Source organism: Achromobacter pulmonis, from assembly GCF_002885955.2.
In the GTDB taxonomy this organism is placed as follows: domain Bacteria; phylum Pseudomonadota; class Gammaproteobacteria; order Burkholderiales; family Burkholderiaceae_B; genus Achromobacter; species Achromobacter pulmonis_A.
Genome location: NZ_POQS01000002.1, coordinates 454,954 through 480,620, shown reverse-complemented (window position 1 = coordinate 480,620; position 25,667 = coordinate 454,954). Strand labels below are relative to the sequence as shown.

General features: G+C 70.0%; 25 protein-coding genes, 1 pseudogene and 2 riboswitches. Of the genes and pseudogenes, 10 read left to right on the top strand and 16 right to left on the bottom strand.

Annotation, left to right across the window (positions count from 1 at the left end; genetic code table 11):
* Positions 1-9: 9 nt before the first annotated feature.
* Positions 10-1,236, bottom strand: a complete 1,227-nt coding sequence (locus C1I89_RS08320; RefSeq protein ID WP_102772300.1) for a D-amino acid dehydrogenase — start codon at positions 1,234-1,236, stop codon at positions 10-12.
* Between the two features lie 46 nt (positions 1,237-1,282).
* A riboswitch (glycine riboswitch) is annotated at positions 1,283-1,374 on the bottom strand.
* 1 nt (position 1,375) lies between these two features.
* Positions 1,376-1,468: riboswitch (glycine riboswitch) on the bottom strand.
* Positions 1,469-1,673: 205 nt separating this feature from the next.
* Between C1I89_RS08320 and C1I89_RS08315 the strand changes: the two genes are divergently transcribed.
* The 6 genes from C1I89_RS08315 (at position 1,674) to C1I89_RS08290 (ending at position 6,907) form a co-directional block, all read left to right on the top strand.
* Positions 1,674-2,471 (top strand): DUF2242 domain-containing protein, encoded by a 798-nt coding sequence (locus C1I89_RS08315; RefSeq protein WP_102772299.1) that lies wholly within the window; start codon positions 1,674-1,676, stop codon positions 2,469-2,471.
* 89 nt (positions 2,472-2,560) lie between these two features.
* Positions 2,561-2,986, top strand: coding sequence for a CopD family protein (locus C1I89_RS08310; RefSeq protein WP_258231367.1), 426 nt, complete (start codon positions 2,561-2,563; stop codon positions 2,984-2,986).
* A gap of 149 nt (positions 2,987-3,135) precedes the next feature.
* Positions 3,136-3,951 carry a MetQ/NlpA family ABC transporter substrate-binding protein gene (locus C1I89_RS08305; RefSeq protein WP_102772297.1) on the top strand — a complete coding sequence of 272 codons (816 nt, stop codon included), beginning with the start codon at positions 3,136-3,138 and terminating at the stop codon, positions 3,949-3,951.
* A 3-nt stretch (positions 3,952-3,954) separates the two neighbouring features.
* Positions 3,955-5,061 carry a methionine ABC transporter ATP-binding protein gene (locus C1I89_RS08300; protein WP_102772296.1) on the top strand — a complete coding sequence of 369 codons (1,107 nt, stop codon included), beginning with the start codon at positions 3,955-3,957 and terminating at the stop codon, positions 5,059-5,061.
* Positions 5,039-5,695 (top strand): methionine ABC transporter permease, encoded by a 657-nt coding sequence (locus tag C1I89_RS08295; protein ID WP_102772295.1) that lies wholly within the window; start codon positions 5,039-5,041, stop codon positions 5,693-5,695. The genes C1I89_RS08300 and C1I89_RS08295 overlap by 23 nt, the downstream gene beginning before the upstream one ends.
* Before the next feature lie 21 nt (positions 5,696-5,716).
* Positions 5,717-6,907: a trans-sulfuration enzyme family protein gene (locus C1I89_RS08290; RefSeq protein WP_102772294.1), complete on the top strand. Its 1,191-nt coding sequence runs from the start codon at positions 5,717-5,719 to the stop codon at positions 6,905-6,907.
* Here C1I89_RS08290 and C1I89_RS08285 read toward each other — a convergent pair.
* Positions 6,882-7,349: a hypothetical protein gene (locus C1I89_RS08285; protein WP_102772293.1), complete on the bottom strand. Its 468-nt coding sequence runs from the start codon at positions 7,347-7,349 to the stop codon at positions 6,882-6,884. The two genes, C1I89_RS08290 and C1I89_RS08285, sit on opposite strands and share 26 nt — an antisense overlap.
* Before the next feature lie 149 nt (positions 7,350-7,498).
* Between C1I89_RS08285 and ppk2 the strand changes: the two genes are divergently transcribed.
* Entirely contained in the window at positions 7,499-8,521 is a 1,023-nt protein-coding gene (ppk2, locus tag C1I89_RS08280; protein WP_258231396.1) for a polyphosphate kinase 2, read from the top strand.
* A gap of 18 nt (positions 8,522-8,539) precedes the next feature.
* On the opposite strand, the gene C1I89_RS08275 is transcribed toward ppk2, so the two are convergent.
* From C1I89_RS08275 to C1I89_RS08255, 5 genes are all read right to left on the bottom strand, one after another.
* The gene (locus C1I89_RS08275) at positions 8,540-8,890 is read right to left on the bottom strand and encodes a DOPA 4,5-dioxygenase family protein (RefSeq protein ID WP_102772291.1); all 351 of its coding nucleotides are present in this window, start codon (positions 8,888-8,890) and stop codon (positions 8,540-8,542) included.
* 10 nt (positions 8,891-8,900) lie between these two features.
* Positions 8,901-9,260: a translation initiation factor Sui1 gene (locus C1I89_RS08270; protein WP_102772290.1), complete on the bottom strand. Its 360-nt coding sequence runs from the start codon at positions 9,258-9,260 to the stop codon at positions 8,901-8,903.
* Positions 9,261-9,267: 7 nt separating this feature from the next.
* Positions 9,268-9,648 carry an RNA-binding S4 domain-containing protein gene (locus C1I89_RS08265; RefSeq protein ID WP_102772289.1) on the bottom strand — a complete coding sequence of 127 codons (381 nt, stop codon included), beginning with the start codon at positions 9,646-9,648 and terminating at the stop codon, positions 9,268-9,270.
* 65 nt (positions 9,649-9,713) lie between these two features.
* Positions 9,714-10,703: a tripartite tricarboxylate transporter substrate binding protein gene (locus C1I89_RS08260; protein ID WP_102772288.1), complete on the bottom strand. Its 990-nt coding sequence runs from the start codon at positions 10,701-10,703 to the stop codon at positions 9,714-9,716.
* On the bottom strand, positions 10,700-11,536 hold the full coding sequence (locus tag C1I89_RS08255) for an amidohydrolase family protein (RefSeq protein WP_102772287.1): 837 nt from the start codon (positions 11,534-11,536) through the stop codon (positions 10,700-10,702). Before C1I89_RS08255 ends, C1I89_RS08260 begins: the two co-directional genes overlap by 4 nt.
* Before the next feature lie 71 nt (positions 11,537-11,607).
* Between C1I89_RS08255 and C1I89_RS08250 the strand changes: the two are divergent.
* Both C1I89_RS08250 and C1I89_RS08245 read left to right on the top strand, forming a co-directional pair.
* A pseudogene (locus tag C1I89_RS08250) lies at positions 11,608-12,590 on the top strand (LysR substrate-binding domain-containing protein).
* A gap of 80 nt (positions 12,591-12,670) precedes the next feature.
* On the top strand, positions 12,671-14,506 hold the full coding sequence (locus C1I89_RS08245; protein WP_102772286.1) for an ABC transporter ATP-binding protein/permease: 1,836 nt from the start codon (positions 12,671-12,673) through the stop codon (positions 14,504-14,506).
* Between the two features lie 10 nt (positions 14,507-14,516).
* Here the strand turns inward: C1I89_RS08245 and C1I89_RS08240 are convergent, their stop codons facing one another.
* A complete protein-coding gene (locus tag C1I89_RS08240; protein WP_102772285.1) occupies positions 14,517-15,320 on the bottom strand; it encodes an aspartate dehydrogenase in 804 nt (267 codons plus the stop codon).
* Between the two features lie 167 nt (positions 15,321-15,487).
* On the opposite strand from C1I89_RS08240, the gene C1I89_RS08235 reads away from it, so the two are divergent.
* Positions 15,488-15,985 (top strand): GNAT family N-acetyltransferase, encoded by a 498-nt coding sequence (locus C1I89_RS08235; protein ID WP_102772284.1) that lies wholly within the window; start codon positions 15,488-15,490, stop codon positions 15,983-15,985.
* Here the strand turns inward: C1I89_RS08235 and C1I89_RS08230 are convergent.
* From C1I89_RS08230 to C1I89_RS08195, 8 genes are all read right to left on the bottom strand, one after another.
* Positions 15,958-16,920 (bottom strand): BMP family ABC transporter substrate-binding protein, encoded by a 963-nt coding sequence (locus tag C1I89_RS08230; protein ID WP_102772283.1) that lies wholly within the window; start codon positions 16,918-16,920, stop codon positions 15,958-15,960. The two genes, C1I89_RS08235 and C1I89_RS08230, sit on opposite strands and share 28 nt — an antisense overlap.
* Positions 16,917-17,894 carry a Bug family tripartite tricarboxylate transporter substrate binding protein gene (locus C1I89_RS08225; protein ID WP_102772282.1) on the bottom strand — a complete coding sequence of 326 codons (978 nt, stop codon included), beginning with the start codon at positions 17,892-17,894 and terminating at the stop codon, positions 16,917-16,919. Before C1I89_RS08225 ends, C1I89_RS08230 begins: the two co-directional genes overlap by 4 nt.
* A gap of 146 nt (positions 17,895-18,040) precedes the next feature.
* The gene (locus tag C1I89_RS08220) at positions 18,041-19,429 is read right to left on the bottom strand and encodes an amidohydrolase (protein WP_102772281.1); all 1,389 of its coding nucleotides are present in this window, start codon (positions 19,427-19,429) and stop codon (positions 18,041-18,043) included.
* Between the two features lie 143 nt (positions 19,430-19,572).
* Positions 19,573-21,066 carry an MFS transporter gene (locus tag C1I89_RS08215; protein ID WP_102772280.1) on the bottom strand — a complete coding sequence of 498 codons (1,494 nt, stop codon included), beginning with the start codon at positions 21,064-21,066 and terminating at the stop codon, positions 19,573-19,575.
* Between the two features lie 79 nt (positions 21,067-21,145).
* Positions 21,146-22,096 (bottom strand): Bug family tripartite tricarboxylate transporter substrate binding protein, encoded by a 951-nt coding sequence (locus C1I89_RS08210; protein ID WP_102772279.1) that lies wholly within the window; start codon positions 22,094-22,096, stop codon positions 21,146-21,148.
* Positions 22,097-22,134: 38 nt separating this feature from the next.
* Positions 22,135-23,403, bottom strand: a complete 1,269-nt coding sequence (locus C1I89_RS08205; RefSeq protein WP_102772278.1) for a carboxylesterase family protein — start codon at positions 23,401-23,403, stop codon at positions 22,135-22,137.
* A gap of 132 nt (positions 23,404-23,535) precedes the next feature.
* Positions 23,536-24,486 (bottom strand): adenosine deaminase, encoded by a 951-nt coding sequence (locus tag C1I89_RS08200; RefSeq protein ID WP_102772277.1) that lies wholly within the window; start codon positions 24,484-24,486, stop codon positions 23,536-23,538.
* Between the two features lie 19 nt (positions 24,487-24,505).
* Complete coding sequence (locus tag C1I89_RS08195; protein ID WP_102772276.1) at positions 24,506-25,441, bottom strand: LysR family transcriptional regulator; 936 nt, start codon at positions 25,439-25,441, stop codon at positions 24,506-24,508.
* Between the last annotated feature and the right edge of the window lie 226 nt (positions 25,442-25,667).

Here is a 25,667-nt window from a genome sequence, read left to right as displayed (position 1 = left end):
CCGCAGGGCTCAGGCCCGGCCCATGCCTGCCTGGACGCTGGCCGCCAGCATCTGGGCGGTCGCGGCCGACAGCGTCCATCCCAGGTGGCCGTGGCCGGTGTTGTAGAACACCCCCGGCCGCTTGCCGGGGCCGACCCTGGGCATCATGTTCGGCGTCATCGGGCGCAGCCCGCACCACGGCACCACGCGCGCGGTGCGCACGCCGGGGAAGTGGCGGCGGGTCCAGTCCACCAGCGGCTGCACGCGTTCGGCCCGGATGTCCAGGTTGAACCCGTTGAATTCCGCCGTGCCGGCCACGCGGAAGCGGTCGCCCAGGCGGCTGGTGACGATCTTGGCGGCCTCGTCCAGCAGGCTCACGCAGGGCGCGGCGGCGCGGCTGGCCTCGTCGTCCAGGTGCACGCTGATCGAATAGCCCTTGACCGGGTAGATGTTGAGCGAGTCTCCGAGCTGCCGCGCGAACTGGCGGCTGGCCGCGCCGGCGCAGATCACCACGGCGTCGGCCGATTCCTGGCGGGCCGGCAGCGCGCCTGCCGCCAGGTCCAGACGGTAGGCGCCGCCCTCGTGCGCGATGGCGGTGATGTCGGCGTCCTGCACGAACCGCACGCCGCGGCGCTGGCAGGCGCGGGCCAGGCCGCTGGTGAACTTGTGGATGTCGCCGGTGGCGTCCGACGGCGTGTAGAAGCCGGCGTGGCAGGCGGTCTGCAGGGCCGGCTCGATGCGGCGCGCTTCTTCCGCGGTTACCTCGTAGCGCTCCAGCCCGCCTTGCCGCAGCAGCGCGTTGGCGCGGCGCGCGGTGTCGAAGCTGGCCGCGTCGTGGTAGATGTGCAGGATGCCGCGGCGCTCCAGGTCGAAATCGATGCCTTCTTCTTCGGCCATGGCGTAAAGGTGCTGGCGCGCCTCGATGGCCAGGCGGGTGGTCTCGATGGTGTTCTGGCGATAGTTGCGGATCTGCCCGATGAACTGGGCCAGCCAGGAATACTTGTGCCAGCCCGGACGCGGATTGAGCAGCAGCGGGGCGTCGTGGCGGCCCAGCCAGCGCAGGCCTTTCATGATGGTGGACACGCTGTTCCAGACCTCGGCGTTGCTGGCCGACAGCTGGCCGCCGTTGGCGTAGGAAGTCTCCATGGCGGGGTAGCGCTGGCGGTCGTAGACGGTGACGTCGAATCCCAGCTTGTTCAGGGCATGGGCGGACGTGACGCCGGTGATGCCGGCGCCGATGATGGCGATGCGGGGCATGGTCGCTCCAAGGGTAGGGTGGCCGCGGCCACCCGGCCGCAGCACCCCATCTGTCTTGGTACCTGAGAGTTTCACGCGCCGCGCGGAGGGCGGCGGGTTCCCCTTCGGTGGGCGCGCGCGGCGCCGCTCTCCAGATTGTCTAGACCGCGCAGTCCTGGTTGCCTGAGAGTTTCCGGGGCGGTTGCTCCGTCGGCGCCTGCCGCGGCGGGCAGGTCTCTTCTGCGAGGTTTTGGATCGACGCGGGCAGAATAGCCAAAATCCGGCGGCGTGGGACCAGGGGTTAGTCCCAGTAGCCGTTCGTTTTGTCCCTGTTATATCGCCTGTTACCTCTCTGTTGAACTGTTCATTCCTGGTAAAGGCTTGAGGCGGGGGGATGCGCTATAACCGACGTTCACGCATCACACTGCCGCAAGCCGCCGGCTCGCGGACGCCCATACATGCCTCGTATCACCCGCCGTTCGTCCCTGATCCTGCTCGCCGCCCTGACGGGCGCCGTGGCCGGATGCTCCTCCCCCAAGCCCGCGTATGAGAAGGAGGACTTCACCCAGAACGACACCTACTCGCGCAGCGTCGCCGCCAGCAGCGCGGCCGCCTGCGACGCGGGCCGGCGCGCCTTGCTGAGCCAGGGCTACCTGATCGACCGCTTCGAGTCGGCGCGCGTGACCGGGCACAAGAATTTCCAGGCCGAGGACGGCCAGCATACGCAGATCAGCTTCAATATCGAATGCGCCGCCGATGGCGCGTCGAACGAGCGCTCGACGGTGTTCGCCACCGCGGTGCAGGACCGTTATTCGATCAAGCGCACCGCCAATTCGGCCAGCGTGGGCGTGAGCGTGCTGGGCCAGGTGTCCATGCCGTTCGGCGCCAGCGACGATTCGCTGGTCAAGACCGCCAGCCAGACGGTGGCGCGGCCCAAGTTCTACGACGGATTTTTCCAGCTGTTGCAGCGCTTCCTGCCGGACGCGCAGGCCGCTTCGGCGCCGCAACCGGCGCCGGCCGGACGCGGCAAGACGCCGCCCAAGCCGGCGCCGGCCGAGCCCGCGGTGTCGCCGGACGCGCCGGCCGACACCTTGAACCCGGCGGCCGCCAGCGATACGCCGGCCGCCAATGGCAAGGCCGCGCCCGCGGATGGCAAGACCGCCGCGCCCGCGAACGGCAAGGCGGCCGCGCCTTCGGACAGCAAGGCGGCGCCGGCGGGCAGCCCGCCGCCGGCAGGCGCCGACGCCGCCAAGTAAGGCCGCGCCGGGCCGCCGCTTTGCCGTAGCGCAAATTGCCGTTGCAAGCCGGTTCGCCGCGGCGCGCGCCTGCGGCGATAATGCCGGCCATGACATACCAACTCCTGAAAATGCTCCACGTGGCGGCCGTGGTCGCCTGGCTGGGCGGCTCGCTGTTCGTGTCGCTGTTCCTGCTGTCCTCTCAACCCCAGGAAGGCGGCCAAGCCCCGAAAGAAAGCAGGATGCTCGGCGCGCTGCGCCGCTGGACCCTGTACGTGACCACGCCGGCGATGGTGCTGGCCTGGCTGGTCGGCCTGCACCTGGCCGTGACCTTCGGCTGGTTCATCATGAACTGGATCTGGGTGAAGATCGCCCTCGCGCTGGCGCTGTCGGCGCTGCTGGGCGTCCAGAGCAAGGCCTTGCGCCGCATGGCCGGCGGCGGCGCGCAGCGTCCGGCGCTGATCGATTGGTACGCGCCGTTCACCGTGGTCGCGGCTTCCGCGATCGTCGCGCTGGTGATCGTCAAGCCGTTCTGAACGCCGTCGGCGCGCCGCGCGCATATGCCGCGCGGCCATAACCAAACGCCCCGGCCATAAGCACCGAACGAAGTCTTCGTTCGCGCCGGGCGTGCCCGTCCCTAGAATCGTTTCTCTCATAACCGCTTAGCCTGAGAGGCGATTCCAAAATGACTCCCCGTATTTTCAAGAAGCTGCTTGGCGTGGTGCTGGCCTCGGCGGCGATGTTCCACGGCCCGGCCTTTTCGGCCGACGCCAAACCCCTGAAGGTCGGCGTGCGCGGCGGCGTCGACGAACAGATCTGGGAAGTGGTGGCCCAGGTCGCCAGGAAGAACGGTCTGGCCGTGGAGCCGGTGGTCATCACCGGCACCGCCAGCCCCAACGAGGCCCTGAACAACGGCGACCTGGAGGCCAACGCCTTCCAGCACATTCCCTTTCTGAACGACCAGATCCGCCAGCGCGGCTACAAGCTGGTGCCGGTGGCCAACACGCTGATCTCGCCCATCGCGTTCTATTCCCGCAAATACAAGTCGCTGAAGGACCTGCCGGAAGGCGCGCGCGTGGGCATACCCAACGATCCCAGCAACCAGACGCGCGCGCTGGTGGTGCTGCGCGACCAGGGCCTGATCACGCTCAGGAACGGCTTCGACCCGGCCACCGGCACGGCCACGCTGGCCGACGTGACCGCCAACCCCAGGAAGCTCCAGTTCGTGGAGAGCGCCTCGGTGGTGCTGGCGCGCTCGCTGCCCGACGTGGACGCCGCCGCCATCGTCAACAGCTTCGCCTACCAGGCCGGCCTGATCGCCACGCGCGACGGCATCGCGGTCGAAAAGAAGGAAAACAATCCCTACGTGAACATCATTGCGGTCCGCGAACAGGACCGGAACGCGCCGTGGGTGCCCGAGCTGGTCAAGGCCTACCACTCGGAAGAGGTGCGCCAGTTCATCCTCAGCAAGTTCGAAGGCTCCGTGATTCCGGTGTTCTGAGCCATGATGCAACATGAGTTTTCCATTGCCCAGCCGGCGGCCGCGCCGCCGCTGCCGGCGGGCGACGAGCACATCGTGTTCGAAGGGCTGCAAAAGCGCTACGAGGGCGCGCGCGGCGCGGTTGCGGCGCTGTCCGACGTGTCGTTCTCGATTGCCCGCGGCACGGTGTTCGGCATCATCGGGCGCAGCGGCGCCGGCAAGTCCACGCTGCTGCGCTCCATCAACATGCTGGAGCGGCCCAGCGCGGGGCGCGTGCTGATCGACGGCGTGGACGCGGGCGGGCTGGACGAGAACGCCCTGGTGGCGCTGCGCCGGCGCATCGGCATGATTTTCCAGCACTTCAATCTGCTGTCGGCCAAGACGGTGGCCGAGAACGTGGCCCTGCCGCTGCGCGTGGCCGGCGTGAAGCCGGCGGCCGCGCGGGCCCGCGTCGCCGCGCTGCTGGAGCTGGTGGGGCTGGGCGACAAGGCCGACGTCTATCCGGCCAGGCTGTCCGGCGGCCAGAAACAGCGCGTCGGCATCGCCCGGGCGCTGGTGCACGAGCCCGAGATCCTGCTGTGCGACGAGGCCACCTCGGCGCTGGACCCCGAGACCACGCAGTCCATCCTGACCCTGCTGCGCGACATCAACCGCAAGCTGGGCCTGACGGTGGTGCTGATCACGCACGACATGGCGGTGATCCGCGAGATCTGCCACAAGGTGCTGGTGCTCGACGGCGGGCGCAAGGTCGAGCACGGCGAGGTCTGGCGTGTCTTCGGCAATCCCCAGGCCGAGGCCACGCGCGCCTTGCTGCGGCCCCTGCAACATGGATTGCCGGCCGACCTGGAGGCCAGGCTGGTGCCCGACCTGCAGGGCCGCGACGGCGTGGCGGTGCTGAGCCTGCGCTTCACGGGGCAGGGCCGGCCGGGCGGCGTTTCGCTGCAGGCGCTGGCCGCCCTGGGGCCGGGCGCGACGCTGCTGCATGGCGGGCTGGACCGCCTGCGCGGCCACGCGCAAGGCAGCCTGCTGGTGTCGGTGCCGGCGGGCGCATTACGGGAAGAGGCCGCGCGCGCCGCGCTGGTGGCCGATCAGATAAAGGTGCTGGGCTATGTCGCTGCCGATGTTCGATAAATACCTGCAGGCGTTTCTGCAGACCCTGACCATGGTGGGCGTGGCGGCGGCCATCGCCATCGTCTGCGGGCTGGCGCTGGCGCTGGTCCTGACGGTCACCGCGCCGGGCAATCTCTATCCGCTGCCGCGCCTGAACAAGGCGCTGTCCATCGTGGTGAATACCTTCAGGGCCATTCCCTTCATCATCCTGCTGGTGGCCATGCTGCCGTTCACGCGCATGCTGGTGGGCACCACCCTGGGAACCTGGGCCGCCATCGTGCCGCTGTCGGCCAACCTGGTGCCGTTCTTCGCGCGCATCGCGCAGGTCAGCCTCAACGAGGTGGACCGCGGCCTGGTGGAAGCCGCGCGCGCCATGGGCTGCCGGCGCTGGCACATCGTGCGCCACGTGCTGCTGCCCGAAGCGCTGCCCGGCATCGTCGGCGGCATGACGGTAAGCGTCATCGCCATGATCAATGCCTCGGCCATGGCCGGCGCGGTGGGCGCCGGCGGCCTGGGCGACCTGGCGATCCGCTACGGCTACGAACGCTACGAGACCCGCGTGATGTTCGAGGTGATCGTGATCCTGATCGCGCTGGTGTCCATCGTGCAATTCACCGGCGAATGGCTGGCGCGCCGCGCCGACCACAAACGCTGATATCCGAACAAGGAATCCCAGATGTCCGATTTTCCGCAACAGGGCTTCGCCACGCGCGCCATCCATCTCGGCTACGAGCCGCTGGACGAACAGGGCGCGCTGTCGCCGCCGCTCTACCTGACTTCCACCTACACCCAGGAAAGCCTGGAAGCCTTCGACCGGATCAGGCTGGGCGAGGCCCAGGGCTACGTCTACGGCCGCACCCGCAATCCCACGCAGGCGCTGCTGGAAGAACGCCTGGCCTCGCTGGAGGGCGCCGAGGCCGGTGTGGCGACCGCCTCCGGCATGGCCGCGATCTCCGCCACGCTGTTCACGCTGCTGCAAAGCGGCGACGAGATCGTGGTGGACCAGATCGTCTACGGCACCGCCTTCACGCTGTTCACGCAGGGCCTGGCCCGCTTCGGCGTGCGCGCGGTGTTCGCCGACTTCACCCGCCCGCAGGCCGTGGCCGACGCCATCGGCCCCAAAACGCGCGCGGTGTATTTCGAGACGCCGGCCAATCCCAACCTGCGCCTGGTGGACATCGCCGCCGTGTCGGCCATCGCCCGCGCCCGCGGCCTGCTGACCATCGTCGACAACACCTTCGCCACGCCGGCGCTGCAGCGTCCGCTGGAGCACGGCGCCGACCTCGTGCTGCATTCGGCCACCAAGTACCTGGGCGGCCACGGCGATCTGCTGGCCGGCGCGGTGCTGGGGCGCAAGCAGCACATCGACGCGATCCGGCTGCAGGGCCTGCGCTACTTCACCGGCGCGACGCTGTCGCCGTTCACGGCCTTCCTGGTGTTGCGCGGCCTGAAGACGCTGGAACTGCGCGTGCAGCGCCACAGCGAATCGGCCAGGAAGGTGGCCGAGCTGCTGCGCGGCCATCCCGCGGTGGCCGAGGTGTTCTATCCGGGCTTGGCGGACACGGCCGGCGCCGAGATCGCCCGGCGCCAGCAGTCGGCCGGCGGCGGGCTGGTGGCGTTCGAACTGAAGACCGGGCTGGCGGGCGGGCGCCGGCTGCTCGACAGCCTGAAACTGGCCCGCATCGCGGTCAGCCTGGGAGACCCCGAGACGCTGATCCAGCATCCCGCGTCCATGACGCACGCCAGCTACACGGCCGAGGACCGCGAGCGCTACGGCCTGTCCGAGGGGCTGCTGCGGCTGTCGGTGGGACTGGAGACGCCCGAGGATATCGTGGCCGATCTCAGGCAGGGCCTGGACCGGGTGTAGGCGCGGCGTCGGCGCGCCGCCAGGCTATCCAGTCGCCCTCGGCCTCGAAATTGTGCGGGCCGCGGCCGGCGGCGGCCAGGCCGGCGCGCAGCGCGCCCATGTCCAGCCCGGGCAGGTGGCGCAGCAGCGCGTCGGGCAGGCGCTCCGCGTCCAGCATGTCCTGGTCGAACTCCAGCGTCATCCGTCCGCCCTCGTCGCCGCAGACGCGGAAGATCCACAGGCCTTCCATGTAGTCGCCGGCCCAGGGATCGGGGTAGAGCGCCTGCGTGTAGCGAAAGCCGAATTCGTGGATCTCGTCCCAGGGCCAGAACTCGCGCTGGCGCAGCGCACGCAGCAGTTCGCTGGCGCGCGTCAGGCCGGCGTCGTCGAAACTCAGGGTTTCGCGCAGCGGATCTTCGGCCGGCGCGGGGCCGGCGAGCAGGCGCTTGATGAATGACCACATGGCGCGGATAACGGACGGCGCGGAGCCGGAGTCCGCAAAGATGCTACAACCTTTCATTCACGTCAATCCGCCGCGTCGCGAGGCGGACGACGCACATAACAAGGAGAGCACCCATGACGGACAAGATGCCAGACGCCATCGACCAGGACATGGCGCCCGCGCCCGCGGAGCAGATCCGCAGGCGGGCCGGCGCCCGTGTGCACGCCGCGCGCCAGGAGGCCGTGGCGCTGCTGGCCGACATCGCGCGCCGCCGTCCCGCCGGTGCGCCCGAACAGGCGCACGAGGCTTTGCGCTCGCTCATCGAGGCGCTGTCGCCCGACGATGCGCAGGCCGTGCACCGCGCGCTGCTGGAAGCCGGCGAGCAGGCCGAGGCGGCGCCGCGCAATCCCGACGACGAACTGGTCGCGCACTGGCGCGAAGGCATTTATCCGTACCGCCACCGCATGCTGCGGCGCAATTACGAAAAGCAGAAGTACCGTTTGCAGGTCGAACTGCTCAAGCTGCAGGCCTGGGTCAAGGCCACCGGCCAGCGTGTCGTGATCCTGTTCGAAGGCCGCGACGCGGCGGGCAAGGGCGGCACCATCAAGCGCATGATGGAGCACCTGAACCCGCGCGGCGCGCGCGTGGTCGCGCTGGAAAAGCCGTCCGACACCGAGCGCGGCCAATGGTATTTCCAGCGCTATGTGCAGCACCTGCCCACGGCCGGCGAAATCGTCATGTTCGACCGCTCCTGGTACAACCGCGCCGGCGTGGAGCGCGTGATGGGCTTTTGCACGCATGGGGAGTACCTGGACTTCCTGCGCCAGGTGCCCGGCTTCGAGCGCCACCTGGTCAGCAGCGGCATCCACCTGATCAAGTTCTGGTTCTCGGTCAGCCGCGAGGAACAGCTGCGCCGCTTCGAGCAGCGCAAGGTCCATCCGCTCAAGCAGTGGAAGCTGAGCCCGGTGGACCTGGCCTCGCTGGACAAATGGGATGACTACACCCGCGCCAAGGAAGCGATGTTCGCGCACACCGACACCGCCGACGCGCCGTGGGTGGTGGTCAAGTCCGACTGCAAGAAGCGCGCGCGGCTCAACGCCATGCGCTACGTGCTCAGCCGCCTGCCCTACGAGGGCAGGAGCGACGACGCCACCCTGGCGCTGGATTCGCTGATCGTGGGCCGCGCGCTCTGACGCTACGGGCCGGCGGGTTCAGCCCAGCGCCTGCAGATCGAGCACATGGCTGCGCCCGATCCAGACAGCGCGGTCGCGGTGGTCGCGCAGCGAGTCGCCGGTGTTCGGGTGCAGGAACACGTCCAGTCCGCCGTGGTGCAGCGTGAGCCAGGTCGCGATCTCGCCGAAGTCCCCGGGCGCGAAGGCGATCTGGTAGCTCCAGCACGGATGCGGGCCGACGGGGCGCTCATGGAAGCGCCCCAGCTCCATCCGGCCGCCGAAGCGCGAGGCGATCCGTTCGCGCAGCGCCTGCGCGGCATCCCGGCTGGCTGCGTCGAAATACACGTGGGCATGCCAGCTGGCCACGTCGGCCAGCGATGAATCGTTCATGTGCTTTCTCCTAGCCGCCGGCGCGCTTGGCGCGGTAGCCCTGTTTCTGCAAGGCCTCCATGACGCGCTCGCAATGGTCGCCCTGTACCTCGATCACGCCGTCTTTCACGGTGCCGCCCGAGCCGCAGGCCGCGCGCAACTGCTTGCCCAGCGCGCCCAGCGCAACCGGGTCCAGCGCCAGGCCCTTGACCACGGTGACGCTCTTGCCGCCGCGGCCCTTGGTTTCGCGCGATACGCGCGCCACGCCGTCGCCGGCCGGCGCGGCGCGCGCCGCGTCGCAGCGGCATTGCGCCACGGGCTGGCGGCACTGCGGGCACATGCGCCCGCCATCGGTGGAGTAGACCAGGCCGCCCATCGGATTTTTCTTCATGGCGGCCTCACTTCCCGCGCATCTGGTCGATCAGGCGCCGGTCGCGCTTGGTCGGCCGTCCGGCCTCGATGCCCAGCGCCGGTTCGGGCGCGAGCCGGCGCATTTCCGCCGCGCGCTCGCGCGCCGCGATGCTGTCGGGCGTTTCCTCGTAGAGCTGGCGCGCCACCGGCGCCGGGCCGCGCACGCCGCTCACGCCCACGACCCGCACGCGCAGCGCGGGGTCTTCCTTGCGGATGGTGACGAGGTCGCCGGGCGCGACCTCGCGCGCCGGCTTGGCCGGCTGGTCGTTCACCTGCACGCGGCCCTTGCCGATTTCCTGTACGGCCAGGCTGCGCGTCTTGTAGAAACGCGCCGCCCAAAGCCATTTGTCGAGCCGGATCTTGTCCATCTCCTGTCCCTGCGGTAAAGCTGTGTCAGGGACGATGATAGCCGGGCCGGCCGGCCCGGCACCAATCAATCCAGGCTGAGGCCGGCCTCCTTGACCACGCGCTGCCATTTGGCGATCTCGGCGCGGCGGAAGCTGTCCAGTTCGGCCGGCGTGGAGCCGATGGGTTCGGCGCCGATGCCGGCGAGCTGCTCGGCGATGGCGGGGTCTTTCAGCACCTTGGCCAGCGCCTGCGACACCTGGTCGACGATGGCGGGCGGCGTGCCGGCCGGCGCGAACACGGCGTTCCATTCGTAGGTCTCGTAGCCGGGCACGCCGGATTCGGCGATGGTGGGCAGCTCGGGCGCGGTCTTGGAGCGCTCCAGGCCGCCGACGGCGATCGCGCGCAGCTTGCCGTTCTTCACGTGCTGCCAGGACGAGCCCATGCTGGCGAACATCACGGGGACCTGGCCCGACATGACGTCTATCATGGCCGGGCCGCCGCCCTTGTAGGCCACGTGCTGCAGCTCGGTCTTGGCCAGCAGGTTGAACAGTTCGCCGGCCAGATGCTGCGCCGAGCCGGGGCCGGCCGAGGCGTAGTACACGTGCTCCTTGGCGCCCGGACGGCCCAGCCTGATCAGGTCGGCCACGCTGCGCACTTCGTACGAGGGCGTGACCACCAGCACGTTGGGCACGCGCAGCAGCAGGGACACCGGCGCGAACGCCGTCAGCGTGTCGAACTGCATCTTCGAATGCAGGGCGGGATTCTGCGCGTGGTTGGAGGCGTCCAGCATCAGCGTATAGCCGTCCGGCTTGGCCTTGGCCACGACCGCGCCGCCTATCATGCCGCCGGCGCCGCCGCGGTTTTCGATGACGACCGGCTGGCCCAGTTCCGCGGCCAGCCTGGGGCCGATCAGGCGCGCGACCACGTCCACCGTGCCGCCGGGCGGATAGGTGACGACCAGCGTGACGGCGCGTTCGGGATAGGCGGCGCTCGCGGCGCCGGCGACGCCGGCGAGCAGGCCGGCGGCCGCGTACAGGGCGCCGCGGCGCGCCAGGCGTTGGAACAGGTGGGTCATGGTTTGTCTCCTTGGAATCTGAACAGCCGCAGCGGCGTGTCGGCAAGCACCATGCGCCGCTGCACGGGATCGTCGATCCAGGCGTCCAGCCACCGGACTGCGGCGGAATAGGACGCCAGATGGCGATGTTCGGTGTGAGGCCAGTCGCTGCCCCACATGAGGCGGGCGGCCGTGTAGGCGTCGAGCAGCTGCCGCGCGGCGATCCGCCCAGAGGTCGTACAGGCGGACGCCGGCCAGTTGCGGTAGGGGGCCGACAGCTTGACCCAGACGCGGCCGCTGTCGGCCTGGCGCAGCAGGTACTGGAAGCCGGGATCGGCGACGCCCAGCGCGGGATCGGGGCGGCCGAAATGGTCCACCACCACGCGGCATTGCGCGGCCAGCAGCGCCGGCAGGATGTCCGGCAGGCGCGCGGCCGGCAGATGCACTTCGACGTGCCAGCCCAGCGCATTGACGCGCGCCAGCAGCGTGCGCCAGCCGGGCAGGCGCAGGTCCGGCACGGGCAGCCCGATCAGGTTCAGCCGGATGCCGACCACGCCCGCCTCGGCCAGCGCCAGCAGATGTTCGGCGGGGACGCCGGGCGCCACCACCGCGACGCCGCGCAGGCGCGCGGGCGCGGCGCGCAGGGCCTCGACCAGGTGGCTGTTGTCGGACCCCAGGAAACTGGGCTGCACCAGCACGCCATGGCCGAGCCCGTGCGCGTCCAGCAAGGCGAGGTAGTCGGCCGGCGTGGCGTCGTGGTCGGGGCTGTGGCGGCGCGTGGCGGCCAGCGCCAGCCCGCGGTGGAATACGTGGGCGTGGGTGTCGACGGATTTCGGCTCGGTGCGTGTGTCCATAAGCCGGGATTCTAAGAACGCGCTGTATAGTTTTCTATTTGGTAAAACTGTTTTATGTATATCGAATCGATATGGAAACCAGGCACTTGCGTTACTTCCTGGCCGTGGTGGACCACGGCAGCGTCAGCCGCGCGTCGGAGTGGCTGGGCATCGCGCAGCCGGCCTTGAGCCAGGCGCTGGGCCGCATGGAGCAGGACCTGGGCGTGCGCCTGTTCGAGCGCTCGCGCCGCGGCGCCGCGCCCACGCCGGCGGCGCTGGCCATACTGGAGGACGTGCNCTGTTCGAGCGCTCGCGCCGCGGCGCCGCGCCCACGCCGGCGGCGCTGGCCATACTGGAGGACGTGCGGACCAGCGTGGCGCGCATCGACGCGGCGGCGCAACGGGCGCGCGAGATCGGCCGCGGCAGCGCGGGGCAGCTGACCATCGGCCTGGTGTCCTCGGCCCTGTTCGACACCTTGCCGCGCGCGCTGCGCGAATTGCGCCGGCAGGCGCCGGGCGTGCGCGTGATCCTGCGCGAAATGAGCAACGCCGAGCAGGCCGAAGCCTTGCAGACCGGCGAAATCGACCTGGGCCTGATGCACACGCCGGTCGCCGTGGGCGGGCGCATGCGCGAGCGGCTGCTGCTGCGCGACCGTCTGGTGGCGGCGGTGCCGGACGAGCTGGAGGTGGCCGAAGACGGCAAGGTCTCGATGGCGCAGATCGCCCGGGCCGGCCTGGTCATGTACCCGCAGGCGCAATTGCCGGCCTTTTACGCGGGCATTCTCGACGCCATGCGCAAGGGCGGCCACGACGCGCAGGTGGCGCAGGAGGCCAACCGCACGCTGACCGTGCTGGCCTGCGTGGCCGGCGGCTGCGGCGTGGCGCTGCTGCCCAGCTGGATACGCTCGATGAACTTCGCCGGGGTGCGCTTTTGCGAGGTGCGCGACGGCCAGCGCCTGCCCGCCTTCGACCTGAGCGCGATCTGGCCCGCCCGCTCCGTGCCCACGCTGGCCGATCTGTTCGCCAGCCTGGACCTGGGCGGCCGCATCGAAGGCCGCGCCGGCCGCAACGCTTAAGCCAGGCTTAAAGCGGCCGCCATCCCCGGAACCTGGCGGCAAGCTCCCGTCTAACCAGAAACGGTTGGAGGACTTTGCCCATGGATCTGAACTGGCAACAGCAACTTGCCGAAAGCGCGCTGTGGCTCGCGCAGGCGTTCGGCATCAGCGCCGTCGCCCTGGCGCTGGCCGCGATGGCGCTGGCGCGCACCACGGACTGGGGCCGCAAGTTCTGGCGGCTGGCCTGGCCTTACCTCGATCCGCGCCGCAGCCTGCGGCCCTTGCTGACCGTGGCGCTGCTGCTGTTGCTGGCCATGTTCGCGGTGCGCATGACCGTGCTGTTTTCGTTCTGGTACAACGGCTTCTACAGCGCGCTGCAGGCGCTGGACCAGTCGGCGTTCTGGCGCTTTCTGGGCATATTCTCGGTGCTGGCCTGCGTGCACGTGGCGCGCACGCTGGTCGACAGCTACGCCGGCCAGGCCTTCGACATCCGCTGGCGCGTCTGGCTCAACGAGCGCCTGACGCGCGACTGGCTGGGCGCCGGCGCGTATTACCGCGGCCATTTCCTGGATGCGCCGGTGGACAACCCCGACCAGCGCATCGAACAGGACATCGCCATGTTCGTCACCGGCTCGCGCACGCTGGCGATCGGCGCGCTGAGCGCGGTGGTGTCGCTGGTGGCGTTCACCGCCATCCTGTGGAACCTGTCGGGCGCGCTCACGGTGGCCGGCGTGGAAATCCCGCGCGCCATGGTGTTCATGGTGTATCTCTACGTGATCGTGGCCACGCTGTTCGCCTTCAGGATCGGGCGGCCGCTGATCCGGCTGAACTTCCTGTCCGAACGCCTCACCGCGAATTTCCGCTATGCGCTGGTGCGCCTGCGCGAGAACGCCGAGAACGTCGCGTTCTACCAGGGCGAGGAAGTGGAGCGCGCCACGCTCTGGACGCGGTTCACGGCCTACGTCGCCAACCTGTGGGCGCGCGTGTACCGGGGCCTGAAGTTCGACGGCTTCAACCTGTCGGTCAGCCAGGTGGCCGTGGTGTTTCCCTTCATTCTGCAGGCGCCGCGTTTTTTCAGCGGCGCCATCAAGCTGGGCGACGTGATCCAGACCTCGCAGGCCTTCGGGCAGGTGCAGGATGCGCTGTCGTTCTTCCGCACCTCCTACGACACCTTCGCGCAATACCGCGCCACGCTGGACCGCCTCAATGGCTTCCTGGACGCCAACCAGGCCGCCCGCGCGCTGCCCGCCGTGCGGACCGAGACGCTGCCCGACGGGCTGGATATCGAGCGCCTGCAGCTGCGCCGGCCCGACGGGGCCGCGCTGCTGCGCGACCTGGACCTGCGGCTGCGGCCGGGCCAGGCCCTGCTGATCAAGGGGCCGTCGGGCAGCGGCAAGACCACCTTGCTGCGCGCGCTGGCGGGCCTGTGGCCATACGCCGAAGGCACGGTAAGGCGGCCGCAGGGCGCGAACGCGCTGTTCCTGTCGCAGCGGCCTTACCTGCCGCTGGGCGACCTGCGCGGCGCGGTGGCCTATCCCGGCCTGGCGCAGCCGGAGGACGATGCGCGCCTGGCCGATGCGCTGCGCCAGGTGAACCTGGGGCATCTGGCCGGACGGCTCGACGAAGTGGCGGACTGGGCGCGCACGCTGTCCATCGGCGAGCAGCAGCGCGTGGCGTTCGCGCGCGTGCTGTTCAACCGGCCCGCCATCGTGTTCCTGGACGAGGCCACGTCGGCCACCGACGAAGGCCTGGAGCACGCGCTGTACGGCCTTCTGCGCGGCGCGCTGCCGGACTGCATGCTGGTCAGCGTGGGCCATCGCAGCACGCTGGACGCCTTCCATACGCACAGGCTGGCGCTGGACGGCGCGGGCGGCTGGCGCATGGAACGCATCGAGGCGCGGGCGCGGCAGCCGGAGCCGGACCGCGCCGCGGCCTGAGCGGCGGGCGTCAGGTGCCCACGCGCAGAGGACCGGTCAGCTTGCGCAGCGCGGCCACCACGCTTTGCGCGGTGATGCGGCCGGTCTTGGGATTGGCCGAGGGAATGTTCTGGATTTCCATCGAGAACGAGGCCGAGTCGGATACGACCTCGACGCGGTGGACGTTGCGGTCCAGCGAGGGATCGGCCCAGATTTCCAGGGTGGTCTTGTCGGGACCGATGCCGGCCAGCGACACGCTGACCGCCACGTTCAGGTTGGCGGGAAAGCCCACAGCCGCTTCGCGCGGCGATCCGCGGAAAATCAGGCGCGGTTCGGCGATGTCCGCGATGTCGATGTTGTTGTCCGTCAGGTAAGGCGCGCCGAGCAGGCCGCGCACCGGCTTGCGCGTGATCATGGTGACGGAATGGATGACGCCTTCGGCCGCGGCGGTGATGGCGTCCAGGCCCAGGATGGCGCCCGACGGCACCACGATCTGGCCGTGATGGGCGCGGGCCAGTTCGATCAGGTCGTCGTTGCGCAGCAGGGCGCCGGAGCTGAGCACGACCAGCTTTTTGCCGGCGCGCAGCACCGGCTCGGCGATGTCGCGGAACACGGCGGCGGGCGCGCATTCCACCACTACGTCGCAATGCTCGTGCAGCGCGCCGATGGTGGTGAAGACGGGAGCGCCGCCGCTCCAGGCGTATGCCGGCGGGGCCTGCGGGTCGCGCACGGCGACGGCGGCCAGGGCCAGGCCGGGCAGCCCGGCGTCCAGGGATTGCGCCACGGCCTGGCCGATGGCGCCGAAGCCGGCGATGCCGACGCGGTAGCTGTTCATGGGAGTCCGGAGCAGGGCCGCGGCGCGCCGCGGGCGGTTCGAAAAGAAAAAGGGCGCCGCTGGCGGCGCGCGAGTCCGCCGGCCACTTTAGCCAGCATGCCGGCGGGCGTCAATGCGCAATGGCGGCCAGGGCGTCTACACTTCGCGCTTGAGCCGATGGAGCACGCATGCAGATACTTCCCGAGTCACCCGGCGACCGCGACGCGATCTTCACGTTGACGCAGGCCGCATTCAAAGACCACCCTCATAGCGCGCACACGGAGGGCCACATCATCGACGCGCTGCGCGAGGCCGGCGCGCTGACGTTGTCGCTGGTGGCGCGATTGGACGGGCGTATCGCGGGCCACGTTGCGTTTTCTCCGGTAGCGATCGGCGACGGCTCGCCGGACTGGTACGGCCTGGGCCCGGTGGCGGTGTTGCCCGAGCTGCAAGGCCGGGGTATCGGCGCGGCGCTGATCCGGGCGGGTATCGCGGGTCTGAAGTCGCTGGGCGCGGCAGGCTGCGTGGTCATGGGAGATCCGGCGTACTACCGGCGGTTCGGCTTCGCGCAGACACCGGCGCTGACGTATCCCGGCGTGCCGCCGGAGTATTTCATGGCGCAGGTGTTCACGCGTCCGGCGCAAGGGCAGGTCACCTATCACAAGGGGTTCGAGGCGGCGGCATGACCGCGGCGAGTCTGGATTGGCGCGGGCAGCATGAATTCCGCCCCGGCGTAATCGGTCGCGATGTCGGTGGCCCCCGATGCGAGCCGTTCGGCCCATTCGTCCAGCACACGGCGTTCTTCCGCGCAGACCTTGGCGTTCAGCACCAGCCGCAGCGATGCGGCTTCCTCCAGTCCATAGCGGGTCGCGCGGCCCACGGTCAGCGCGCCCGCGGCATGATCCGCGGCTGCGCGTTGCACGCACAGCCCTGAGTCGGCCAGCGCCGAAGCCAGATAGACCTGCGGATCGCGGGCCACCCAGTCCAGCACATTGCCGATTTGCCACACTCCGGTTTCGCGGCAAACGCGCGTCACGCCCTCGCGCCCGCCATCCATCATGGCGAACAGCACGCGGGCGTCGCGCGCGGCCAGTGCGCGCGTCCAGGCAGCGCCAAGCGCCGCATCGTGCTGGTTGCCGCAGAATGCGGTCAGCGGGTCCTGGCCGGTGACGCGGCGCACGCCGTCAGCGTAGGCGGCGCGTCCCTTCAGGCCGGGCCGGACGCGTTCGCCCGACAGATGGGCGGCGCGCCCGTTACCGACGCGCAGGCCGGCCAGTATGCCGGCAAGAAAGGCCGAATGTTCTTGCAGGATCTCGTATGACGCGACATTGGCCGCGGTGTGGTGGCCCTGGGTGATGGCGAATTGCGTGCGCGGGTAGCGTGGCGCCACGGCGGCGACGGGCGCATCGCCCTGGCCGCCATGCACGACGACCAGGTCCGGCCCGGTTGCGCACAATTGCGCAAGTCGGTCGGCGCGCGCGGCGGCGTCGTTCGCGGCTATCCATTCCTGCTTCAGGGGTTGGCCCGCTTGCGCGGCGCGTTCGGCGCCGCGCAGCGCCGCTTCATTGAATCCTCCGCGGCCCGGATGGCCGAACAGCACGAGCAGGCGGCGGGTGCTCACAGGCTGGCTCCCGTGGCACGCACGACCGGCCCCCAATCCTCGGCCTGGCGCCTGACGAAGTCGGTGAACTCGGCGGGAGACTTCCGCGACAGGACAAAACCTTGCCCTTCGAGCTTGGCGCGTATGCCGGGCGCCTCCAGCGCCTGCGCAATCGCGTCATTCAAGCGCTGCGACACCGCGCCGGGCAAGCCAGCGGGACCGGAAAGACCGATGAAGTTCTCGGCGATCAGGCCGGGATAGCCCAGCTGTCCCACCGCCGGGATGTCCGGCGCCTGCGGCACCGGCAGAGGCGTGGTGACGGCCAGCAGGCGTAATTGGCCGGACCGCAGGAACGGCAGGTTCTGCGGCAGGGCGTCCACCGCAAAGCGGATCTGACCGCCCAGCAGGTCATTGCGCATGGCGCCCGAGCCTTTGTACGGGATGTGCTGCAAGCGCGCGCCGGTCTGCCGGGAATACAGTTCGCCGACGATCTGGCCCACGGAGGCCAGGCCGCCGCTGCCGTATTGCACGGGCTGTTCCTGCGCGCGAATCCAGGCGGTAAGCTCCGCGAAACTGGACGCCGGCACCGAGGGATGGACGACGAACACGGTGGGCACCGCGCCCACGTAGGCGATGTGGTCGAAACTGGCGAGTGCGTCGTATCCGCCCTGCGGCATCAGCGCGGGCGAGATGGACAGCGGCGCCGAATTGGACATCAGCAAGGTGTAGCCGTCGTTGGGCGCCTGCGCCACCAGGCTTGCGCCGATGGTCGAGCCCGCGCCGGGCTTGTTTTCGATGACGATGGGCTGGCCCAGCTGTTCGGCCAGCACGGGCGCGATGACGCGCGCGGCGATATCGCTTGCGCCGCCAGGCGGGAAGGTGACGATGAGCCGGATGGGACGTTCGGGCCAGGCGGATGCGCGCGCGATGCGCGGCCGCGCCAAGGGCAGCGCCAGCGCGCCGGCAAGCATGAAGGTTCGTCGGGATATCGGCATTGCGTGGTTTTCTACGTGGCTGCCGCAAGGGCGGCGAAGGGGCGTACTGTAGAAAGCCGTGCCGGGCCTGACAAAGATTTTGTAGCCGTTTGCTTATGCCCGCCGCGTTGCGCGGCGGGCATGTTTCACACGTGCAGGGCGCGGTTTCAGCTGCCTTTCTGCGCTTGCGCCATGTAGTCCACGGTCAGGTTCGCCAACGCGCGCACACCGTTGAGCAGGCCCGATTCATCGACGTAGAAGCGCGGCGAGTGGTTGGGCGCGGCCTTGTCCACGTCCGTACCCTTGGGCGTCACGCCCAGATAGAAGAACATGCCCGGCACCTTCTCCTGATAGAACGAAAAGTCCTCCGACGCCGTGGATTTGGGTTGCAGGCCGTAGTTGCCTTCGCCCGCGACGCGGCGCAGGGTCGGGCCCATCTTCTCGGTCAGCGCCGGATTGTTGACGGTGGCGTTGTACAGCTCGACCACGCGCACGTCCGCCTTGGCGCCCGCGCTTTGCGCGATCATGTCGGCGGTGCGCGCGATGCGCTGGTGGATGTCCTTCTTCATGCCCTCGTCGTAGGTGCGGATGGTGCCGGTCATGGCGAGGCTTTCGGGCACGATGTTCATGCGGTTGCCGCCGTGGATCGCGCCCACGGTGATGACGGCCGGCTCCAGCATGCTGTTGATCTGGCGGCTGGGAATGGTCTGCAGGCCCAGGATGATCTGCGAGCCGACCACAATGGGGTCGATCCCCGACCACGGCCGCGCGCCGTGCGTCTGCTTGCCGGTGACGTCGATCCAGAACTGGTCGGCCGCCGCCATGGCCGGGCCGCTGCGCCACGACAGTTTGCCCGACGGATAGGCGCTGGACACGTGCAGCCCGAAGATGGCGTCGACCTTGGGATTTTCCAGCACGCCTTCCTGCACCATCATCTTGGCGCCCCAGACCTTCTTGCCGTCGGGCTCGAATTCGGCCGGGCTTTCCTCGGCCGGCTGGAAGATGAACTTGACGCTGCCGGGCAGCTCGTTCTTCATGCCCGCCAGCACTTCGGCGGTGGCCATCAGGATGGCGGTATGGGCGTCATGGCCGCAGGCGTGCATGACGTCCACTTCCTTGCCCAGGAACGTGCCCTTGGCCTTGGATGCGAACGGCAGATCCACCTGTTCCTTCACCGGCAGCGCGTCCATGTCGGCGCGCAGCGCCACCACCGGGCCGGGCTTGCCGCCCTTGAGCAGGGCGACCACGCCGGTGCCCGCAACGCCCGTCTTCACTTCCATGCCAAGCGCGCGCAGATGGTCGGCGACCAGCTTGGAAGTGCGCTGTTCCTGGTTGCCCAGTTCGGGGTGCTGGTGGATGTCGCGCCGCCACGCGATGAGCTTGTCTTCGATGGCCTTGGCGCGCTGGTCGATCTGCGCGGCCAGCGCCGGCGCGGGCGCCGGGACCGGCGGGCCCTGGGTGCCGGGCGCGCTCTGCGCGGCTGCCGGGCCGGCCATGAGCAGTTGTGCGGCCAGCGCCAGCGGCGCCAGGCGGAACACGGCTTTGGAATACGCCATGTCTGTTCTCCTCGTGGTTGTTAACCTGTTATTGGTCGAGGATCTTACCGGAGCGCCGCAGCGTCGTCGCGTCTGGTTACGGATGCTTAAAAACAGGCCGTTTTGATTCCGGCGAGTGGAATTTCGGGCACCGGAACCCGGCTTCAAGCGGCGCGCAGCAGGCGGCGCGAACCGCGCGCCAGAAGCGCGAGCAACAGCGCCGCCAGCAGCGCGGCGCCGCCGGCGGCGGACATGGCGGCGTGGAAGCCGCCGGTCAGCGCGTCGCCGAACAGGGCGGCCGCATCCGCGGGCTGCGCCGGCATGACGTGGCGCGTGACGGCGGCGTGCGCGGCGATCTCTGCCCCGGGCACCCCACGGCGCGCCAGCGCGGCCGCCAGCGCGTCGATCGCGCGCGCGCTCATGAGCGCGCCCAGCAGCGCGATGCCTATGGTCATGCCGGTCTGGCGCAGCGCGTTCATGGTGGCCGAGGCCATGCCGGAACGTTCGCGCGGCACGCTGGCCATCACCGCCATGCTGGTCGAGGGCACGGCCAGCCCCGTGCCCAGCCCCAGCAGCACCAGCAGCGACCCGGTGACGGCGTAGGGCGTGCCCGCCTGCAGCAGCGTCATGCCCAGCATGGCCGCGCCGATGAACACGTAGCCGGCGACCATCAGCCGCGGCAGGCCGAAGCGCTGGTTGAGCCGGCCGAACACGATGGAGACCAGCCCCGCCGCGGCGAACTGCGGCGCCAGCTGCCAGCCGGCCGCCAGCGGCGACAGGCCCTGCACGTGCTGCAGATACAGCGAGAAGAAGAACAGGCTGCTGTAGGCCGAGAAACCCAGCACGAAGGACGCGACATTGGTGATGGCGAAGGCGGGGTCGCGAAACAGCCCCAGCGGCAGGATGGGCCGGGCGACGCGGTGCTCGACCCACAGAAAGGCCAGCAGCCCGGCTGCGGCCAGCGCCAGCGCGCCCGCGGCCTGCGGCGCGGCCCAGCCGTGTTCGCCGGCGGCGATCAGGCCGTAGGTCAGCGCGCCCAGCCACAGCACGCTCAGCGCCTGGCCGGCGGGATCGAAGGCGGCATGTTCGGGATGGGCGCTTTCGGCGATGCTCCAGGCGCCCAGCGCGACGGCCAGCGCGCCCACCGGCAGATTGATGAGGAAGATGCTTTGCCAGTCGAAGTGCGCCACCAGCACGCCGCCCAGCATGGGGCCGACGATGAGCGACACCGCGTTGCACGAGGCCCAGACGCCGATGGCCTGCGCGCGTTCCCTGGGGTCGGGGAACGCCTGCGTCAGCAGCGACAGCGCGCCCGGGATCAGAAGCGCCCCGGCCACGCCCTGCACGGCGCGGCCGATCAGCAGCGCCGTGAGGTTCTGCGCCATGCCGCAAAGCGCCGAGCCGGCCGTGAACAGCAGCACGCCCGCCAGCCACGAACGCTTGCGGCCGTAGCGGTCGCCCAGCGGCCCGGCCGACAGCATGAAGGCGGACAGGAACAGGGCGTAGGCGTCCACCACCCATTGCAGGCCGGCCATGTCGATGCGCAGCGCGGCCTGCATGGTGGGCAGCGCCACGTTGACGATGCTGATGTCGAGGATGGTGATGAAGCTGCCCAGGTTGACGGCCAGGACGAGCGCGCGGCGGCGTGCGGGATGCATGGAGGAAGCGGGAGTGGGAGTCGGGCCATTCTATATTTCACCCGCGTCCCGCTCCGTGATGCCCGCGCCCGGCCGCGGGTTATTGCAGCTTGATGCCCAGCTCCTTGATGAGCGGCTCCATCTCGGCCCGGTCCGAATCTATGGTGGCGGCCAGCGCCTGCGGCGTGCTGCCGATGGGGATCATGCCCAGCGTTTCCATCTGCGCCTTCATCTCGGGTTCCTGCAGGACGCCGGACACCGCCCGCTGGATCAGCGCCACGCGGTCGGCGGGCGTGCCGGCCGGCGCCATCAGGCCGATCCACGGCTGCGGCGCGTAGCCCTTCATGCCCGACTCTTCCAGCGTCGGCGTGCCAGGCAGGCCGGCGAAGCGCTGCGGACTGGTGATGGCCAGCGCGCGCAGGCGGCCGCCGTCGATCAGGCCCTTGGCGCTGGAAGGCGCGTCCAGGGCCACGTCGAGCTGGCCGCCGATCAGGTCGTTCTGGGTCTTGCCGAACGAGGAAGAGGGCACGTACAGGGCCTTGATGCCGGCGCGGCGCGCGGTCTGCTCCCAGACCAGGTGGAACGCCGTGCCGATGGAAGACGAGCCCAGGCTCAGGCTGCGGGCCTTGCTGGCGCGCACGAAATCCTCCCAGGTCTTGAGCGGGCTGTCCGTGGGCACGACGAAGATGAACGGCGTGCGCGCCACCAGCGAGATCGGCTGCAGGTCTTTCTGCGGATCGAAAGGCAGGCTGTCGACCGCGAACGGCACGATGGTGACCGACGAGGCCACCACCATGCCCAGCGTATAGCCGTCGGGCGCGGACTTGGCCAGCGCATTGGTGCTGATGATGCCGGAGGCGCCCGGCCGGTTTTCCACCACCACGGGCTGTCCCCAGGCGGCGCCCAGCTTGCCGGCCAGCACGCGCAGCATGACGTCCACCGGCCCGCCCGGCGGGTTGGACACGAAGATCTTCACCGGCTTGTCCGGATAGGCGGCCGAGGCGGCCACGGGCAGCGCGAGCGCCAGCGCCAGCATGGTTTGCTTGAACATGGATTCCCCTTGTTTGATTGATGTGGATTGCGTGCGGCTCAGGCCAGCGCCTGCAGATGCGGGGCCGCCGGCCAGTCGGGCGCTTCGCCGCGGATGAAGGCGATCCAGGCCGCCTGCGTGCGGCGCGCCAGCGACTCGGCCTGCGCCGGCGGCAGGCCGGCCAGCATGGGCGCGGCGGCGAAAGCCTGCCGGGTGTCGAACACGAAAGGCAGTTCGATGCAGTGGCAGGCGCCGAAGCGCGCCGTGGGCGCCACGTCGAAGCGGGCCAGCCAGGCCTGGCGGCCCTGGGCGACGGCGTCCTGCGCCCATAGGCGCGAGGGCGCGCCGAACAGCGCGTCGCCCAGTTTCTGGCCGGCCGCATCCGTTGCGTGTCCGGGGAAGGCGGCCATTTCGTCGCGCGTGTAGCTGACCAGCACGTCGGCGCGGGCGGCGGCGCGCCGCAGCGCCGGCGCGATCTCCAGCGGCAGCGTATCGCCGTCGACCACCGGGCCGAACAGGCTGCGGCTGCTGTCTTCGGCGCGCAGGGCCGCCATCACTTCGGGCGCCTGCTGCGCGGCCAGCAGCGCGGCCACCGGCAGCGCGCGCGCCGCTTCCAGGGAGTCGGCGCCGGCGGCGCGCAGAAACGCCTGGCCCAGGACCTCGGCCTGCTGCGCGCTGCGAAAACCGCGGCCCAGCGCGGCGCTTTGCAGGATGGCGCGCGAGAAGCGAGGCTTGCGCGTCAGCATGGCGCAGATCGAGGAAGCGCCGGCCGACTGCCCCATGAGCGTGAGCCGCTGCGGGTCGCCGCCCAGGGCCTCGATATTCTCCAGCACCCAGTCGATGGCGGCTTCCTGGTCCAGCAGGCCCACGTTGGCGGTCTGGCCCGGCACGTACAGCCAACCCAGCGCGGCCAGCCGGTAATTGACCGCCACCACGACCACGTCGCCGCGCTGCGCCAGCAGCGACCCGTCGTACCAGTCGAGCGCGCCGCCGCCGCTTTGCCAGGCGCCGCCGTGCAGCCACACCACCACGGGACGCCGCTTGCCGTCGGCCGCGGGGGTCCACACGGTGAGGTGCAGGCAGTCTTCCGATTGGGGGGCGTCGAAGTCGCCCATGGCCTCGCGCAGGCGCGAGGGCAGCTGCGGCGCGACCGCGCCGCGTCCGGTGGCGTCCAGATCGCCGCGCCACGCCGGCGGCTGCGGCGGCGCGAAGCGCAGCGGACCCACCGGGGCCTGCGCATAAGGAATGGCGCCATAGCGGCAAACGCCGCCCGCGCGTACGCCGGTCAGCGTGCCCGCCCGCAGGGCCGCCTGAACGGTTTGACTCATATCCTGCCTCCTTGGTCCGTCGATCGGCCGCGGCGGATGCCGGGGCCGCCGGACTATGGTAGGGAGGAAAGGGCCGGACCGGACATTCCGGTTTTGAAAGAAGCCATGCGAAACGGGAATGGCCGGCTGCGCCTACCCGGCGATGCGCGCGTCCAGGCTGTTGTCGGCCAGCGCCCGGGCCTGCCCGCGGGTCATGCCCAGGTGTTCGTACAGGGCGTGGAAGTTCTCGTTCACGTAGCCGCCGAAGTAGGCGGGATCGTCGGAATTCACCGTCACCTTCACGCCCGCGTCCAGCAGCGACAGGATGTTGTGATGGCGCATGTGCTCGAACACGCGCAGGCGGATGTTCGACAGCGGGCAGACGGTCAGCGGGATCTGCTCGTCGATCAGGCGGGCGATCAGCCTGGGGTCTTCGGCGGCGCGCACGCCGTGGTCGATGCGCCGCACCTTGAGCAGGTCCAGCGCCTCCCAGATGTATTCGGGCGGGCCTTCCTCGCCGGCATGGGCCACGGCGGGCAGGCCTTCGGCGCGCGCGCGGTCGAACACGCGCTGGAACAGGCGCGGCGGGAATCCTTTTTCGCTGCTGTCCAGGCCCACGGCGATGAAGGCGTCGCGGTAGGGCAGCGCGGCTTCCAGCGTCTGCATGGCCTGCGCTTCGGGCAGGTGGCGCAGAAAGCTCAGGATCAGCCCGCTGCTGACGCCGAGCTGCCTGCGGCCGTCGTCGAGCGCCTGCCCGATACCTTCCAGCACCGCTTCCAGCGGCACGCCGCGGTCGGTGTGGGTCTGGGGATCGAAGAAGGGTTCGGTGTGGACCACGTTCTGCTCGCGGCACTTCAGCAGATAGGCCCAGGTCAGGTCATAGAAGTCCTGCGCGGTGCGCAGCACGTCCGCGCCCAGGTAATAGAGGTCCAGGAATTCCTGGAGATTGCCGTAGTCGTATGCGCCGCGCAGGGATTCGACGTCGGGCCAGGGCAGGGCCACGCCGTTGCGCGCGGCCAGAAGGAACAGCAGCTCGGGTTCGAGCGAGCCTTCCAGGTGCAGGTGCAGTTCCGCCTTGGGCAGTGCGTTGAGCCATTCGTGCATGATGTCCGGGTCCAGAGGTTCAGGCCGCCAGCGCGATGCCGTCGGCGGCGATGGCGAGTTCGAGCTGCGCGGCGAACGCGCGCGCCTGCCGCGTGCTGGGCCGGTCGCGGCGCCAGATGGCGGCCAGCGGCGACTTGCGCAGCGCCGGGCGGGCCGGCAGCACCACCAGTTCGCCGCGCGCCTGGCGCACGGCCGCCACGCTGCCGGGCAGCATCCACAGATATTGGCCTTCCAGCAGCATCTCGCGGCCGAATTCCAGCGACAGGACGCCGATCATATCCGGTATCGGCAGCCCGGCCTGGCGCAGCGAAAGTTCCAGTTCGCCGCGGATGCGGCTGCCGGGCAGGGCGGCGATCCAGGGATAGGCCACGCAGTCGGCCAGCGTGGCCTCGGGCGCGCCGGCCAGCGGATGGTCGGCGGCGCAGGCCAGCACGATGGGGTCGTTGAGCAGGTTGATGGAGCGGTAGATCTGCGGATTGACCGCCGACGAGAAACGGCTGATCAGCACGTCGATGGCGCCGGCGTCCAGGTCTTCGATCAGCCGCTCGTGCGTGCCGATTTCTATGCTGAGCGTGATGCGCGGACAGGCCACGCGAAACGCCCGCGCCGCCTCGGCCATGGGCCAGCTGGCGAACATCGAAAAGCAGCCGACGGTCAGGCTGCCCTCGTCGCCGCGCGACACGGCGGCGAGGTCGGGCTCGGCCTTGCGCAGGCCGGTGAGCAGCTGGCGGGCGTGGCGGCACATGGCCACGCCCAGCGCGGTGCAGGTGGTGCCCTTGGCGGTGCGCTCGAACAGCCGCGCGCCCACCAGTTCCTCGATCTCGGCGATGGCGCGCGACAGGGCCGATTGCGTGCTGTGCAATTGCGCGGCCGCCTTGGACAGGTTGCCCAATTCGGCGACGGTCAGCACGATTTCCAGGTGCCGGATGCGTAGCTTGCCTCGGAAGGGTGTCATGGCGCGGACAGGGTGGCGATGGGGCGATTATTCTCCGTCGCCGCAGGCTTGGCAACGCGCCCGGCGTTCGATGGACAGGCCCGGATCGCGGTACGATCCGGGCTGACTTCGAATTTTCAGGATTGCCATGCGCCAGCGTTCCATTCGCTTTCGGATCGATACCTTTGCCCGTGTGCTGAGCGCCGCGGCGTTCGCGGCCGCGGCCGCCGGCGCCGCGCACGCCCAG

Excerpts from the sequence above, each read along its gene's own strand:
- C1I89_RS08205 (WP_102772278.1), bottom strand. The coding sequence starts at position 23,403 with ATGAGTCAAACCGTTCAGGCGGCCCTGCGGGCGGGCACGCTGACCGGC.
- C1I89_RS08195 (WP_102772276.1), bottom strand. The coding sequence starts at position 25,441 with ATGACACCCTTCCGAGGCAAGCTACGCATCCGGCACCTGGAAATCGTG.
- C1I89_RS08310 (WP_258231367.1), top strand. The coding sequence starts at position 2,561 with ATGACATACCAACTCCTGAAAATGCTCCACGTGGCGGCCGTGGTCGCC.
- ppk2 (WP_258231396.1), top strand. The coding sequence starts at position 7,499 with ATGGCGCCCGCGCCCGCGGAGCAGATCCGCAGGCGGGCCGGCGCCCGT.
- C1I89_RS08245 (WP_102772286.1), top strand. The coding sequence starts at position 12,671 with ATGGATCTGAACTGGCAACAGCAACTTGCCGAAAGCGCGCTGTGGCTC.
- C1I89_RS08215 (WP_102772280.1), bottom strand. The coding sequence starts at position 21,066 with ATGCATCCCGCACGCCGCCGCGCGCTCGTCCTGGCCGTCAACCTGGGC.
- C1I89_RS08290 (WP_102772294.1), top strand. The coding sequence starts at position 5,717 with ATGTCCGATTTTCCGCAACAGGGCTTCGCCACGCGCGCCATCCATCTC.
- C1I89_RS08255 (WP_102772287.1), bottom strand. The coding sequence starts at position 11,536 with ATGGACACACGCACCGAGCCGAAATCCGTCGACACCCACGCCCACGTA.
- C1I89_RS08295 (WP_102772295.1), top strand. The coding sequence starts at position 5,039 with ATGTCGCTGCCGATGTTCGATAAATACCTGCAGGCGTTTCTGCAGACC.
- C1I89_RS08235 (WP_102772284.1), top strand. The coding sequence starts at position 15,488 with ATGCAGATACTTCCCGAGTCACCCGGCGACCGCGACGCGATCTTCACG.
- C1I89_RS08300 (WP_102772296.1), top strand. The coding sequence starts at position 3,955 with ATGATGCAACATGAGTTTTCCATTGCCCAGCCGGCGGCCGCGCCGCCG.
- C1I89_RS08210 (WP_102772279.1), bottom strand. The coding sequence starts at position 22,096 with ATGTTCAAGCAAACCATGCTGGCGCTGGCGCTCGCGCTGCCCGTGGCC.
- C1I89_RS08270 (WP_102772290.1), bottom strand. The coding sequence starts at position 9,260 with ATGAAGAAAAATCCGATGGGCGGCCTGGTCTACTCCACCGATGGCGGG.
- C1I89_RS08260 (WP_102772288.1), bottom strand. The coding sequence starts at position 10,703 with ATGACCCACCTGTTCCAACGCCTGGCGCGCCGCGGCGCCCTGTACGCG.
- C1I89_RS08225 (WP_102772282.1), bottom strand. The coding sequence starts at position 17,894 with ATGCCGATATCCCGACGAACCTTCATGCTTGCCGGCGCGCTGGCGCTG.
- C1I89_RS08315 (WP_102772299.1), top strand. The coding sequence starts at position 1,674 with ATGCCTCGTATCACCCGCCGTTCGTCCCTGATCCTGCTCGCCGCCCTG.
- C1I89_RS08275 (WP_102772291.1), bottom strand. The coding sequence starts at position 8,890 with ATGAACGATTCATCGCTGGCCGACGTGGCCAGCTGGCATGCCCACGTG.
- C1I89_RS08220 (WP_102772281.1), bottom strand. The coding sequence starts at position 19,429 with ATGGCGTATTCCAAAGCCGTGTTCCGCCTGGCGCCGCTGGCGCTGGCC.
- C1I89_RS08200 (WP_102772277.1), bottom strand. The coding sequence starts at position 24,486 with ATGCACGAATGGCTCAACGCACTGCCCAAGGCGGAACTGCACCTGCAC.
- C1I89_RS08320 (WP_102772300.1), bottom strand. The coding sequence starts at position 1,236 with ATGCCCCGCATCGCCATCATCGGCGCCGGCATCACCGGCGTCACGTCC.
- C1I89_RS08240 (WP_102772285.1), bottom strand. The coding sequence starts at position 15,320 with ATGAACAGCTACCGCGTCGGCATCGCCGGCTTCGGCGCCATCGGCCAG.
- C1I89_RS08265 (WP_102772289.1), bottom strand. The coding sequence starts at position 9,648 with ATGGACAAGATCCGGCTCGACAAATGGCTTTGGGCGGCGCGTTTCTAC.
- C1I89_RS08305 (WP_102772297.1), top strand. The coding sequence starts at position 3,136 with ATGACTCCCCGTATTTTCAAGAAGCTGCTTGGCGTGGTGCTGGCCTCG.
- C1I89_RS08285 (WP_102772293.1), bottom strand. The coding sequence starts at position 7,349 with ATGTGGTCATTCATCAAGCGCCTGCTCGCCGGCCCCGCGCCGGCCGAA.